We start from the raw sequence: 13,143 nt of genomic DNA, 5'->3' as shown, positions 1-13,143 counted from the left end.
AGTATGAAATGAAAAATTATAAATTATTACAAGCGTATTGTTTTGTAGTAGCAATATTATTTCTAGGTACGTCATTTTACATTTTTGGTTCCCAACATACTTTTAAATTAAATTGGTTTGTGATACTTATAATTAGTATTTTGTATTTTAATTCTGAGAAAATTTCTAACATACTTAATATTAAAATATTTTATATCTTATTGCTAATATTAAGTTATATCTTAAGTAAATTTTTTGACAAAGAATTTTTTAAAATAAATATTAATTTAATGGTTGCTATCATAATTTTTTTAATTTCTTTTATTGCCATTTATTGTTTTAAAAAAGGAGAATAAACGATTAGGAAAATCTAGTTGTTTCAGACTGAAGACAAAGTCCTTAGAAAATAAATTCTAAGGATTTTTGCTGATTTCAGAAGTATAATAAAAGAAAAATCCTGTGAGATATCACTATGCTTAATAGGGAAAAACCGGAGTATAATTGTCATCAATATGGCTTCTACACGCTAGATCAACTCGTCCTAGAATATGATTTTCTGCGTCAAGTAGATAATATCATTGATTTTGATTTCATCTATGATTTAGTAGAGTAGACTTACTTATCGGATACTGGCTATCCAATTCTTGATTCTGTCATGCTCATCAAAATTCCTATTCTTCAATTTAACAGAGCAACTAATGGCAGCTGACTTGATATGAGTGCCGTCCACAAAGATTTCAGTAGGATCAATTAACCCAGCATTGAGACATAGTCCTAAGATATGAGAAAAGATGGCTTCAATCACTTCTTTATCTTGGAAACGCCGACTATAATTTTTACCGTAAGTGGTAAAATGAGGCACCTTATCTTCCAATGTTAATCCAAGAAACCAACGATAAGCCACATTGACTTCAATCTCTTTAATGGTTTGACGCATGGAGCGAATGCCAAATAGACATTGAATGATGGGGATTTTAACCAATAGCACTGGGTCTAAACTAGGACGCCCATTATTAGGACAGTAACTATCTTTTACCAAGTCATAAATAAAAGAGAAGTCTATTGCTTGCTCAATCTGGCGAAGCAGATAGTCTTCTGGGACTAACTCATCTAAGCTATAAAAACCGACTTGATTGCATTTGTAGTCAGGATTTTCTTTGTGGAACATAGAAGGTCCTTCTTTATACTTCTATTATAACTCTTGGAAAACACAAAGTCTCTAGAAATTCATTTTTCTAGAGACTTTGTCTTCAATCTGAAGCTTTTAAACAAAGGCTTTTCCTTATTTAATGCCCCCTACAGGGCTCGAACCTGTGACCCATAGATTAAGAGTCTACTGCTCTACCAACTGAGCTAAGGAGGCTGAAAAGAATGCTGTATTGGCACCGGTGGTTCACGTTTTGTATTGAACCCGCGCAATTAAGCAGGTGGGTAACCTGTTTTCCCTTTACAGTTGCTTCCGCGTGGAACGGCTTGCATACTAGGGAAAAACCTGGTTTCCCGATAATACAAAGAAATAGTCGGTCAACACATAGATGTGAACTCGTATGCCACAGCAATTCAATCTTTTTCTATGTCATTATAATACCACTTTTTTTAAAAAATTCAAGTTAAAAAGCGATTTTTTTGTAAACGGTTGCTAGTTTCCAGTTCTTTTCAGGACTGTGAGAGCTTGTCAATCCGCTCTTTGTTGGCTGCCAAAGCACGTTCATATTTTCCTGTCTCGTTGGCTATAAAATAGTTCTTATTGATTAGTTTGTCTGGTAGGTATTGTTGTTTGACCCATTTTTCGGGGTAAGCATGAGGATAGAGGTAGTCTTGGGCATTTCCTAGATCTTTGCTGCCAGAATAGTGGCCATCGCGCAAATGTCTTGGAATGGGAAGATTGCCCGATTTTCTTAAATCACTTATAGCAGCATCCATAGCAAGGTAAGCTGAGTTGGATTTGGGTGATAAGGCAAGCTCGATAACGACGTTGGCGATTAAGATCCTAGCTTCCGGAAAACCAATCTTTTGGGCAGCATCCAGTGCTGTAACGGTGTGAATTTGTGCGTCTGGGTTGGCAAGGCCGATATCTTCATAAGCAATAACAGTTAGGCGTCTGGCCAGGCTGGGCAAGTCTCCAGCTTCAACTAATCTAGCGGCATAGTGTAAACTAGCATTGACATCTGAGCCACGAATGGATTTTTGTAGGGCTGACAGCACATCATAGTGCCCATCTCCGTTTTTATCCATGGTGATATAACTACGCTGTAAACTATTTTCCACTGTATCTAGAGAAATATGGCGTTTCCCCGTGCTATCTTCCTTGGTTGACATGACGGCTAAATCTAGTGAATTATAGGCAGAACGTAAATCGCCATTTGTCGCTGTTGCTATAAAGTCAAGAGCATCGCTATCTAGTGTGATCTCAAAGGAGTATCCCCGTTCTTTGTCGGAGATAGCAGTCGCGATAGCTTTTTTAATTGCTTCGTTACTTAAAGGTTCTAACTCAAAGATTTGAACGCGACTACGAATAGCAGGTGTGACAGAAAAGAATGGATTTTCGGTGGTTGCTCCAATCATGATGATATTGCCATTTTCGAGTAAGGGGAGGAGGAAGTCCTGCTTGGTCTTATCAAGACGATGAATCTCATCAAGAAGAAGAACTAACCCTCCTGAAAACTTAGCTTCTTCGGCAATTTCTTGGAGCCTTTTTTTGGTATCGGTGGTAGCATTGAAGGTGCGAAAGGCGTACTTGGTTGTACCTGCAATCGCACTAGCAATGGAGGTTTTACCGATTCCGGGAGGACCATAGAGAATCATAGATGACAACATATTAGCTTCAACCATGCGACGAATGATTTTACCTTCGCCGACAAGGTGCTCTTGTCCGATGACTTCTGAAATGGTTTTGGGACGCATGCGTAGCGCCAAATTATCGTGCATATATGCTTCTCCTTTCATTGTGACGAGTGGCTAATGGCGAATGGTTGCAAGGAAGTTAGCAATCATGGTCATGCCGTCAGGTGTCCCTATGCTTTCTGGGTGGAACTGTAGTCCAAAAATAGGGAGAGTGCAATGTTCAAAAGCCATAATGTCATAATCCTCGCAATCTCTTGCTGTGATGATAAAGTCTTGGGGTAATGTCTCCACAACGATAGAATGGTAACGCATGACGGTTAATTCTCGTGGAAGAGAGCGAAAGAGACTACTAGAGTCTTGAACGTGAATCTTGCTTTGTCTCCCGTGCATGACTTGTTTGGCTAAGCGTAACTTGCCCCCCAGGGCCTCAGCAATTGCTTGGTGCCCTAGACAAATACCTAAAATAGGTTTTGTTTGGTAAAAGTCTTTGATAAGTGTGGGCATTTGATTAGCTTCTTTGGGCCAGCCAGGGCCAGGGGAGAAGACTAAGGCATCGGCTCTTTTGGCCACTTCATATAAATTTGGATCTTGGTTATACAAGACAAGGGTCTCGTCGAATTCACTTAAATATTGGGCAAGATTATAAGTGAATGAATCGTAATTATCAATTAAGAGTATCATAGCTTCCTTAATAACTGAATGGTTGAAATAAGTTTAGTCTTTGACTAGTTAGTTGATTTGGCATCAGAGAGAAGATCAACGTTTAGGAGATAGAGCCCACGAACAGCATTTCCTCCAAAGATAGCAGTTGCACTTTTTAAATCAGTTAGTGTTAGCCATTTTTCTTGAGCCTGGCCAGTTGTTAGTAATTCTTGGCGAAAGAGGCCTGGTAAAATACCAGCTGCTACTGGTGGTGTGTAGAGGATTTGCCCCAACTGAACAAAGAGGTTTCCAATAGAGGTTTCTAATAATTGACCTTCTTGGTTATAGAACACTTGTTCGTAAGGTTTTGGAGTAATATGGGGACGATAGCTCGTTTTAAAGTAAGTAAAGGCAGAATTAACCACGTCTTTATCTTGTAAGGTGAGCTGAGCGTTGAGAAAAGTTAAGGGTAGAGGTTCTAGAAGATGGTCAGAAAGGTTAATGTCACCATTTTTAGAGAGACTAACCGTTAAGCGATAGCTCGCTTCATCTTTTTTTTCTAGATAGCTTTTTAATCTCTTTCGCAAAGTGAGCTCATCATAAGGGTAGGCAAAATAAGTGGCTGCTTCTTTAAGTCGATTGAGGTGATGGTCAAAAAGAATAATTTTTTTATGTTCAACTTTAGCCGTTGTTTTTAGATCAAAGACTTGTTTGTGTCGGTAGAGAATAGCTGTTTTTTGATGGACTTCTTCAAATTCCTCTTCCCATTTGCTTTGCCAGGTGATACCGCCGCCAACACCATAAGTGGCTTGGTTATCAGTAAGTTGCAGGGTCCTGATGGGAACATTGAAAATACGGCGCCCATCAGGCAAGCAAAGACCTATACTTCCACAATAAACCCCTCTTGGTTTTGGTTCTAAGGCCTTGATAATGGCCATGGTGGAAACCTTAGGGGCGCCTGTGATAGAGCCGCATGGAAAGAGGGCTGTGAGAATAGCCATAAGGTCACAATTTGGTTTGAGTTCACCACGTACGGTTGATGTCATTTGCCAGACTGTAGAATATTTTTCTAGCTCACAAAGTTTATCAACACGAATGCTACCTGTTTGGCAGATTTTTCCCATGTCATTACGGAGTAAATCAACAATCATCATATTTTCAGACCGATTTTTGCCATCAGCCTGAAGCCAATCATGCTCTTTTTGGTCACACCAGCTGTTAACGCCACGTTTGGTGGTGCCTTTCATGGGCTTGGTAGTTAAGGTATTGCCCTCTTGTTTAAAAAATAATTCAGGACTAGCTGAGATAACTGCAAAGTCATCATGGGCAATATAAGCATTGTAGCCAGCAGCTTGTTCGACAAGAAGTTTGTTGTAGATTGCTAAACTCTTAGCGAGATCAAGCTCTTGCGTCAATTGGATAGTGTAGTTTACTTGATAGGTATTGCCCTGTCGCATATTGGAATGAATGATTTCAATTGCTTTTTGATAGGCTTTTTTCTGAGTAGCGCTGATCCAGCGATTAGGAAGGTCGAGATTATCATAATCAAGTCGAAAATCTTCCATTTGGCATTCTTTGTGCACTGTAAAATAGGCAAAATACTCCTTGCCTAGTCTAGTACCATGAGTTTGTAAGGCTTTATCAAAAAAGCTAGCTGCTTCATAACTGAGATAGCCCACCACATAATAACCGAGTTGTTGGTAGTACTGAACCTGTTTAATGACTGAGCCTACCTGGTCTAATTCTTCAGCTATCAATTCTAGTAGTGGGTTTTCGAAAAGGTAGCGTTGTCCAAGCTCTTTGAAATCAATAATTGTTTTTCTATGCATACCCAAATTATATCATAAAAAGCATTTGCTTCGCCTAGTGTGATCAAATAGAAACAGTTCTTTAAATAAGTAAAAGGACTGAAGGTTTCCTAGAGGAACCTCAGTCCTAATTGCTCTAAAAAAACTATTAAGTATACAGAAGTGTCCTCTGTGAGGGGAGAGTCTGGGTCATAGGGAACCAAATAGAATTGCTATTAGTGTGTTTCTTTTTGTTTTGAGGCACTACCAGCTAAAAAGAGTGTTCCAAGAAAAAGGCTGACATAAGCAGCTACTGAAATCCCTTGGGAATTGTCCTCACTAGTTTGAGGAAGCTTGTTGTGGCTGGTTTGGAGTGAAGCATATCTTGCCCAGCTTTTAGTATGGTAGCTCACTGGGATTATTTCTTGCTGGTTTTTAGTCTTTTTAGTTCTGGTTTGTGTCTCTTGGCTTAGATTTGTTGGTAATCCTTTTGGGACAGCAGTTAAGATGTGGAAGCGATTAGCCTTCTCAAAAAGCTCACCCATTTGCAAAAGAAGTCCATCGTTATGGGCGCTGCTATTTACCAAAAGGCCTAGTGGTAAGCCACTTGTAGTTACATAAGTTGGTAAAGACAAGGAAGGTGTTCCAGTCAAGTTAGCAAGCTGTGTGAAAGGTGTTAGGGTCCAAGCAGGTAGCCATTGGCGGTAGATTAAATCTAATTTTTCATGTTTACTTAATTGAGACATGTCACTGAGTTGTGCGACTAATTCTTGGGGGATATGGTGATAGTCAGCAGGGGGAGCTGGATAGGCTGTGGTTGGAGTTAAGAAAATGGGGTATTTTTGGTAGAATTGGTTTAATTGCTTGGTTAGTTCAGCAATACCTTTCCAGGCTTTATCAACATCGTCTTTACTCAAATCTTTCCCAGTCTGGTAAAGTGCCCATGAAAGGAGTTCTACATCATCTTTTTGTAGTGGGCGCTTCAAGCTTTGCTGTGCCATGAAATTGATTGATGGTGCGGCAGAAGCGGCAATGGTGTAATAATAGTGCATCATGGCTTTGCCATCAACAGGGTAAGGAACTTCAACCGTTTGATAGCCTTGTTCTTGTAAGAAAGCTACGGCTTCTTTGACAGCGGTAATAGCCTCTTTGCTAATTGGAGTTCCGGCTGGGGTTTGTGTGGTATAAGCAATAGGAATACTTGGGTCTAAGTGTTGAGAATTTTGCTGTGCTTTAGCCTTATCTTTTAAGAGAAATTGAAAGAGTTTTTTGGTGTCCTCCATGTTCTTGGTTAAAGCAAAATGGCTAACATTACTCCGTTCAGAGGTGGGATTCCCTTCCAAGATGCCACGTGTTGGGTGTAAACCAATTAAACCGCTCCAAGCAGCTGGAATACGAGTAGACCCACCACCATCAGAAGCGCTGGCTAAACTTACTTGACCTGATGCTACAGCCGCTGCAGAGCCACCAGAAGAGCCACCAGGATTTTTATCTAATTGCCAAGGGTTGTGGGTGTTGCCATAGAGGTTAGAATTGGTAACATTTATCCATCCCATTTCTGGAAAAGATGATTGCCCTATGACGATAAATCCCGCTTTTTGAAGCTGTTTGACAAAAGCACTGGTGGATGAGCTGGTTTTGTCTTTTAGAAAGGCTAAGCCGTTAGTATTACTGCTGCCAGCAATGGTATGGCCCAAGCCTTTGACAAGAATCGGAACTTTGTAAAAGGGTTGTCCTTGATCCACCATTTGGTCGCTTTCTTGGCGAGCTAAAGATTCACGTAAAGAAATCACATTATTAAGCTCGGGGTTCGTGGTTTTGATGGTTTCTAAAGCAAAGTCTAATAACTGTTGGCCTGAGATACGTTGCTGTCGCGCCCATTCGGCTAATTGACTGGCACTGGCCGCTTTATAGTCTTCTAGAGTAATAGGGGTTTGTTGTGATGGACTTGTGATTTCTGTTGTTAAGGGGCTTGTCTGCCTAATTACTTTTTCAGCTGGAACTGGAGGAGCTGTGGGAGTATGTTCGGCTTTTGAAATGACTGATTCTGGCTGTAGCTGTTTACTCACTTGGACTTGGCTCACTGGCGGCTGGCTATCAATTGTGCTCTCATCAGCTTGACCAATCAGTATGCCTGTTTGGAGACCAGCAGCGACTAATAACAAGGCCAAAAGGGTTTGTCTTGTTTGAGAGGGGTAGTGTTTAGAATATCTCATTCTTTTTCTCCTAACATTATAATCACTTATTAGTTTAACATAATGAGAGGAAAATAAGCTTTAAAGCGCTTGCTAAAATGCTAGTGTTTTTCCATCTAGGATTAGCCGATGAAAGTTAGCTAAATTTATGCTACAATGGAAAAAAATAACCGTTAGGAAAAAGGGCAAATGATATGGCTAAATTTGGTTTTTTATCAATTATTGAAGAAGAAATGGATGAGCATTTTAACTATGATTATGCTATGGATTGGGATAAGAAAAACCATGCAGTGGAGCTAACTTTTGTTTTGGAGGCACAAAACAAAGCTGCGGTACAAACCATTGATGATCAAGGTGAAGTATCGCAAGAGGATATTGTTTTTGAGGATTATGTGCTTTTTTATAATCCTGAGAAAAGTCAATTTGAAAAAGATGACTACTTGGTAACCATTCCTTATGAGCCTAAGAAGGGCTTATCTCGTGAATTCTTACAGTACTTTGTGCAATTTCTCAATGATGTGGCAACTGAAGGGCAAAGCGATCTCATGGATTTCTTGGATGATACTACTAAGGTTGATTTCGGTCTTGATTGGAACGCGGAAGCTTTCGCTCAGGGACAAGAAGAGCTTGAGGAAACTGAATTCTTTGCTTATCCAAGGTATTAAAAGGAGATTTTTATGAACACATGGCAAGAATTAACAGTCACGATTCACCGAGATGCTGAGGAGGCTGTTTCAAATATTTTGATTGAGGCTGGTAGTCAGGGGGTGGCTATTAGTGATAGTGCGGATTACTTGGGTCAGATAGGTCGGTATGGTGAAATTTTTCCAGAGGTAGAACAATCAGACCGTGTGGCCGTTACGGGTTATTTCCCAGATAGTATGGATTTAGTGGCCTTGCGAGACCGACTTGAGAATGGTTTGAATAAGTTACGGACGTCTGGATTGGAAACCGGTGACATTTCACTTTCGGCTCAGGAATTGGCAGAGGAAGATTGGGCTGATAATTGGAAAAAATACTACGAGCCGGCTCGCATTACACATGACTTGACCATCGTTCCTTCGTGGACCGACTACAAGGCTGAGTCTGAGGAAAAGGTTATCCGTCTGGATCCGGGGATGGCTTTTGGGACAGGTACTCATCCGACGACTAAGATGAGTCTTTTTGCTTTGGAACAAGTGCTCCGTGGCGGTGAGACCGTCATTGATGTGGGAACTGGGTCTGGCGTCTTATCTATTGCTAGTTCTTTATTAGGAGCTAAGGAAATTTTTGCTTTTGATTTAGATGATGTAGCGGTGCGTGTGGCTGAAGAGAACATTGCTTTAAACCAGGAGACGTCCAATATCCAAGTGGCTACTGGTAACCTTCTAAAAGGTGTCGAGCAGAAAGCACAGGTAATTGTTGCCAATATCCTAGCTGATATTTTAATTCACTTGACAGAAGATGCCTATCGTTTGCTTGATGATGAGGGTTACTTGATTATGTCAGGTATTATTTCAGAAAAATGGGATATGGTCCGCAAGTCAGCTGAAGATGCCGGTTTTTTCTTAGAAACTCACATGATTCAAGGAGAATGGAATGCCTGTGTCTTCAAGAAAACGGATAATAAATCAGGAGTGATTGGTGGCTAATGCAACAATATTTTATTAAGGGTCCTTGTCAAAACCCGATTTTTATTAAGGATAAGGAAACTGTTAAACACATGTTTCAGGTTATGCGCTTGACCGATGGCGATCAGGTCTGTCTGGTCTTCGACGATGGGATTAAGCGTTTAGCTGCTGTTTCTGATAGCGCAGCCCATAGCTTTACTATTTTGGAAGATTGGGATCAATCTGTCGAACTGCCTGTAGATGTGACTATTGCCTCTGGCTTTCCAAAAGGTGATAAGCTAGAATGGGTAACGCAAAAAGCGACGGAATTAGGTGCTTCTGCTATTTGGGCTTTTCCAGCGGACTGGTCAGTGGCCAAATGGGACGGCAAAAAATTAGCCAAGAAGCAAGAAAAGTTGGCAAAGATAGCACAAGGTGCAGCTGAACAGAGTAAACGTAACATTGTTCCAGAAGTGGAATTGTTTGAGCAAAAGGCGGACTTTCTGAAACAAGTATCTAGATTTGATAGTGTGTTTGTCGCTTATGAAGAATCAGCAAAAACAGGTGAACAAGCTGCTTTTGCGACTGGATTAAAAGCTTGTCAACCGGGTGACAAACTGCTCTTTATTTTTGGACCAGAAGGTGGTTTGTCACCTCAAGAGATTCAAGCTTTTGAAGTAATGGGGGCACAGACTATAGGTTTAGGTCCTCGTATTATGCGGACGGAAACGGCACCTTTGTATGTTTTGAGCGCGGTGAGCTATGCTTTGGAGTTAGATGAGAATAATAAGCATGATGTCAGAAGGGCTGATCAATGATTATAAACCAATGATTGTGGTACAGGCAATCACCCACCATTAGTCTAGTTAATCTTTCCAGGTTTGGGAAGATTTTATTTTTTTTCAAGAGGCCCCTTTACAAAAAGTTAAAAGGGGCATATAATAAAGAGGTAACGCAAACGATTGCGTAAACCGTTTACAAAACTTGTTTAAAATCTGATTCATCTTGAGATTCATGATTCTAAGTCAAGAAAAAGGAGAAAATAATGAAAGCATCTGTCAAACACATTTTCAGCTTTGAGTTTTGGCAAAAGTTTGGAAAATGTCTAATGGTTGTTATTGCGGTAATGCCGGCCGCTGGTTTGATGATTAGTATTGGGAATTCTATTCCGATGATTAATCATGATTCAGCTGTCTTAAGCTCGCTAGGAAATATTATTGCTCAAATTGGTTGGGCTGTGATTGTGAACCTCCACTTACTCTTTGCTTTAGCTATTGGGGGGAGTTGGGCTAAGGAACGTGCTGGTGGTGCTTTTGCTGCTGGGCTTGCCTTTATATTAATTAACCGTATTACGGGAGCTTTTTATGGGGTTAATGCAGCTATGTTGGCTGACCCAAGGGCTAAAATTTCAAGCCTTTTTGGTACTCAAATGATTGTTAAGGATTACTTTACAAGTGTTTTGGAGTCGCCAGCCTTGAATACGGGTGTCTTTGTTGGTATTATTGCTGGTTTTGTTGGTGCGACAGCTTATAATAAATATTATAACTACCGTCGATTGCCAGAAGTGCTAACCTTTTTTAATGGTAAACGCTTTGTTCCCTTTGTCGTTATCTTACGCTCAGTTTTAGTTGCGCTTGCTTTAGTTATTATCTGGCCTTTGATTCAGACTGGTATTAACGGTTTTGGTAAATGGATTGCTTCTTCACAAGATACAGCTCCATTTTTAGCACCTTTTTTATATGGTACTTTAGAGCGTCTGCTCCTTCCTTTTGGCTTACACCATATGTTGACAATCCCAATGAACTATACTGCGCTTGGAGGGACCTATGAAGTATTGACAGGTGCTAGCCAAGGTTCAAAGGTGTTTGGTCAAGACCCACTTTGGTTAGCTTGGGTAACAGACCTTGTTAACTTGAAAGGGTCAAATGCTTCAGCTTATCACGATTTGCTGACTAGTGTAACACCTGCTCGTTTTAAGGTTGGACAAATGATTGGCGCAACGGGAACCCTTATGGGTGTTGCTTTAGCCATGTACCGAAATGTTGATAAAGATAAAAAGTCTAAATACAAAATGATGTTCATCTCAGCAGCGGCAGCCGTTTTTCTAACAGGTGTTACAGAGCCGCTTGAGTATATGTTTATGTTTGCGGCTATGCCACTTTATCTTGTTTACGCTCTTGTCCAGGGAGCTTCATTTGCAATGGCCGACCTCGTTAATCTTCGGGTACATTCTTTTGGAAACATTGAATTATTAACTCGGACGCCAATGGCGATTAAAGCAGGTCTTGGTATGGATTTAATCAATTTCGTTTGGGTCTCTGTATTATTTGGTCTCATCATGTATTTTATTGCTGATTTTATGATTAAAAAGATGCATTTAGCAACGGCAGGTCGTCTTGGCAATTATGATGCTGATATGCTAGAAAATGATCATCATAAAACAGCTACTATTCAGGCTACAAATGCGAGCCCACAAGTGTTGCAAATTATTCAGTTATTAGGTGGTGCTGATAATATTTCAGATGTTGACGCTTGTATGACACGTTTACGAGTAACTGTCAAGGATTCTAAACGACTTGGAACTGAGGAGGCTTGGAAAAAAGCTGGTGCCATGGGGCTGATTGTCAAGGGTTCAGGCGTCCAAGCAGTTTATGGGCCAAAGGCAGATATCTTAAAATCAGATATTCAAGATTTATTAGACTCAGGTGTTGCCATTCCCCAAACAGACTTTTCCAATTCTCCAACAGAACCTGTGGTTTCCACAAGTTCCCAAGGAATTTCTGAAGCTATTTATTCCGTTGCCCAAGGAGTTGTTTTGCCTATTACAGAGGTAAAAGATCAGGTTTTTGCTAGTAAAATGATGGGTGATGGCTTTGCTGTGGAACCGACTTCAGGAGAGATTTATGCTCCAGTTTCGGGGATAATTACGAGTATTTTCCCAAGTAAACACGCTCTTGGCTTAATAACAGACTCTGGTTTAGAGGTTTTAATTCATGTTGGTTTAGATACAGTTGAGTTAAATGGAGAACCTTTTGATGTGCAAGTTAGTCAAGGTCAAAAAGTGAAAGCTGGTGATCTTCTCATTAAGGCAGATTTAGAAGCGATAGTAGCTGCAGGAAAAGAAAAAACAATTGTTCTTGTCTTCACCAATCAAGCAGAAGTCATTGAGGTGAGCCTTCTTAAAACAGGAGAAGAAGCCGCTAAAACAAAGGTTGCTAGCGTCAAGCTCTAAGCAATCAGAGGAATCTGTTCTTTATTCTTTGGAGAAAGGAAATATATGGCCAAATGGTTAACCTTAAATACTCATTCCTGGATGGAAGTGAATGCCTTAAAAAAACTATTTGATTTGGCAGAACATATACTTGCTGAGAAATATGATGTCATTTGCTTGCAGGAAGTCAATCAACTGATTGAGAGTGATTTAGCTACCGAAGACTCTTTTTACCAAAAAATTCCGGGAACCCCGCCCCTACATAAGGATAATTTTGCCCTCTTACTCACTAATTATTTAGCAAAGCGGGGGCAGCCTTATTATTGGTCATGGGCTTATAATCATATTGGTTACGATATTTACAAGGAAGGCGTGGCTATTCTTTCAAAACAACCAATGCTGGTTGAGGGAATCCTAGTGACAGCGATAGATGATGAGTATGACTTTCATACCAGACGTGTGCTCTTGGCTAAAACAGAGATTGATGGGCGAGAAGTGGCCCTTGCATCTGTTCATCTGTCCTGGTTTGGAAAAGGTTTTGAAGAAGAGTGGTCTCTACTGGAGCAGAGCTTACAGAATTCGGATTTACCCTTAGTTGTCATGGGAGATTTTAATAACCCGACAGATAGTAAAGGGTATAATCTCATTCTAAGAAGCTCCTTGGGGCTACGGGATAGTCACAAAGTAGCAGAAATTGTTTTTGGGAATCATAGTATTGTGTCTGATATAGATGGCTGGGAAGGTAATAAAGATTCCTTTAAGGTGGATCATGCGTTTATGACCCAAGAGTTTAATATCAGTCGCTCAGAAATTACTTTTGAAGGTGGAGACGCCCCAGTAGTCAGTGATCATTATGGTTTGTCTGTGGAGACAAGCTGGACTAATTTAGATTAATG

10 protein-coding genes, 1 tRNA gene, 1 other RNA gene and 2 pseudogenes are annotated in these 13,143 nt (G+C 40.4%); 7 read left to right on the top strand and 7 right to left on the bottom strand.

Going from position 1 to position 13,143, the window contains the following annotated elements; genetic code table 11:
* Nucleotides 1-8: 8 nt before the first annotated feature.
* Together STRPS_RS03360 and STRPS_RS10340 are read left to right on the top strand one after the other, a co-directional pair.
* The gene (locus STRPS_RS03360) at nucleotides 9-335 is read left to right on the top strand and encodes a hypothetical protein (protein WP_037598899.1); all 327 of its coding nucleotides are present in this window, start codon (nucleotides 9-11) and stop codon (nucleotides 333-335) included.
* Nucleotides 336-451: 116 nt separating this feature from the next.
* Nucleotides 452-661: pseudogene (locus tag STRPS_RS10340) on the top strand (IS5/IS1182 family transposase); the annotation flags it as partial.
* Between the two features lie 18 nt (nucleotides 662-679).
* Here STRPS_RS10340 and STRPS_RS03355 read toward each other — a convergent pair.
* The 7 genes and pseudogenes from STRPS_RS03355 to STRPS_RS03330 form a co-directional block, all read right to left on the bottom strand.
* Nucleotides 680-1,147, bottom strand: a pseudogene (locus tag STRPS_RS03355) (transposase); the annotation flags it as partial.
* 122 nt (nucleotides 1,148-1,269) lie between these two features.
* Nucleotides 1,270-1,342, bottom strand: a tRNA-Lys gene (locus tag STRPS_RS03350).
* 4 nt (nucleotides 1,343-1,346) lie between these two features.
* A non-coding RNA gene (ssrS, locus tag STRPS_RS10335) (6S RNA) lies at nucleotides 1,347-1,541 on the bottom strand.
* A 94-nt stretch (nucleotides 1,542-1,635) separates the two neighbouring features.
* Nucleotides 1,636-2,907, bottom strand: a complete 1,272-nt coding sequence (locus STRPS_RS03345) for a replication-associated recombination protein A (protein ID WP_007895339.1) — start codon at nucleotides 2,905-2,907, stop codon at nucleotides 1,636-1,638.
* 30 nt (nucleotides 2,908-2,937) lie between these two features.
* Complete coding sequence (locus tag STRPS_RS03340; protein ID WP_007895425.1) at nucleotides 2,938-3,504, bottom strand: aminodeoxychorismate/anthranilate synthase component II; 567 nt, start codon at nucleotides 3,502-3,504, stop codon at nucleotides 2,938-2,940.
* A 44-nt stretch (nucleotides 3,505-3,548) separates the two neighbouring features.
* A complete protein-coding gene (gene pabB, locus STRPS_RS03335) occupies nucleotides 3,549-5,294 on the bottom strand; it encodes an aminodeoxychorismate synthase component I (protein WP_007895516.1) in 1,746 nt (581 codons plus the stop codon).
* Between the two features lie 194 nt (nucleotides 5,295-5,488).
* Nucleotides 5,489-7,468, bottom strand: coding sequence for an amidase family protein (locus tag STRPS_RS03330; protein WP_007895274.1), 1,980 nt, complete (start codon nucleotides 7,466-7,468; stop codon nucleotides 5,489-5,491).
* Nucleotides 7,469-7,641: 173 nt separating this feature from the next.
* Here STRPS_RS03330 and STRPS_RS03325 point away from each other — a divergent pair, with 173 nt between their 5' ends.
* The 5 genes from STRPS_RS03325 (at nucleotide 7,642) to STRPS_RS03305 (ending at nucleotide 13,141) form a co-directional block, all read left to right on the top strand.
* Entirely contained in the window at nucleotides 7,642-8,112 is a 471-nt protein-coding gene (locus STRPS_RS03325) for a DUF3013 family protein (protein ID WP_007895511.1), read from the top strand.
* 12 nt (nucleotides 8,113-8,124) lie between these two features.
* Nucleotides 8,125-9,078, top strand: a complete 954-nt coding sequence (gene prmA / locus STRPS_RS03320; protein ID WP_007895321.1) for a 50S ribosomal protein L11 methyltransferase — start codon at nucleotides 8,125-8,127, stop codon at nucleotides 9,076-9,078.
* Nucleotides 9,078-9,854: a 16S rRNA (uracil(1498)-N(3))-methyltransferase gene (locus STRPS_RS03315; RefSeq protein WP_007895499.1), complete on the top strand. Its 777-nt coding sequence runs from the start codon at nucleotides 9,078-9,080 to the stop codon at nucleotides 9,852-9,854. Before prmA ends, STRPS_RS03315 begins: the two co-directional genes overlap by 1 nt.
* A gap of 227 nt (nucleotides 9,855-10,081) precedes the next feature.
* Nucleotides 10,082-12,268 carry a PTS transporter subunit IIBC gene (locus tag STRPS_RS03310; RefSeq protein ID WP_007895569.1) on the top strand — a complete coding sequence of 729 codons (2,187 nt, stop codon included), beginning with the start codon at nucleotides 10,082-10,084 and terminating at the stop codon, nucleotides 12,266-12,268.
* A 45-nt stretch (nucleotides 12,269-12,313) separates the two neighbouring features.
* Nucleotides 12,314-13,141 carry an endonuclease/exonuclease/phosphatase family protein gene (locus STRPS_RS03305; protein ID WP_007895490.1) on the top strand — a complete coding sequence of 276 codons (828 nt, stop codon included), beginning with the start codon at nucleotides 12,314-12,316 and terminating at the stop codon, nucleotides 13,139-13,141.
* The last annotated feature ends 2 nt before the right edge of the window (nucleotides 13,142-13,143 follow it).

This window comes from Streptococcus pseudoporcinus LQ 940-04, from assembly GCF_000188035.1.
GTDB lineage: Bacteria > Bacillota > Bacilli > Lactobacillales > Streptococcaceae > Streptococcus > Streptococcus pseudoporcinus.
Note: the sequence above shows the minus strand (reverse complement) of the source record. Positions and strands in the feature narration are given on the sequence as shown.

Coding starts and splice junctions, on each gene's coding strand:
- STRPS_RS03360 (WP_037598899.1), top strand. CDS start 9: ATGAAAAATTATAAATTATTACAAGCGTATTGTTTTGTAGTAGCAATA.
- STRPS_RS03345 (WP_007895339.1), bottom strand. CDS start 2,907: ATGCACGATAATTTGGCGCTACGCATGCGTCCCAAAACCATTTCAGAA.
- STRPS_RS03340 (WP_007895425.1), bottom strand. CDS start 3,504: ATGATACTCTTAATTGATAATTACGATTCATTCACTTATAATCTTGCC.
- pabB (WP_007895516.1), bottom strand. CDS start 5,294: ATGCATAGAAAAACAATTATTGATTTCAAAGAGCTTGGACAACGCTAC.
- STRPS_RS03330 (WP_007895274.1), bottom strand. CDS start 7,468: ATGAGATATTCTAAACACTACCCCTCTCAAACAAGACAAACCCTTTTG.
- STRPS_RS03325 (WP_007895511.1), top strand. CDS start 7,642: ATGGCTAAATTTGGTTTTTTATCAATTATTGAAGAAGAAATGGATGAG.
- prmA (WP_007895321.1), top strand. CDS start 8,125: ATGAACACATGGCAAGAATTAACAGTCACGATTCACCGAGATGCTGAG.
- STRPS_RS03315 (WP_007895499.1), top strand. CDS start 9,078: ATGCAACAATATTTTATTAAGGGTCCTTGTCAAAACCCGATTTTTATT.
- STRPS_RS03310 (WP_007895569.1), top strand. CDS start 10,082: ATGAAAGCATCTGTCAAACACATTTTCAGCTTTGAGTTTTGGCAAAAG.
- STRPS_RS03305 (WP_007895490.1), top strand. CDS start 12,314: ATGGCCAAATGGTTAACCTTAAATACTCATTCCTGGATGGAAGTGAAT.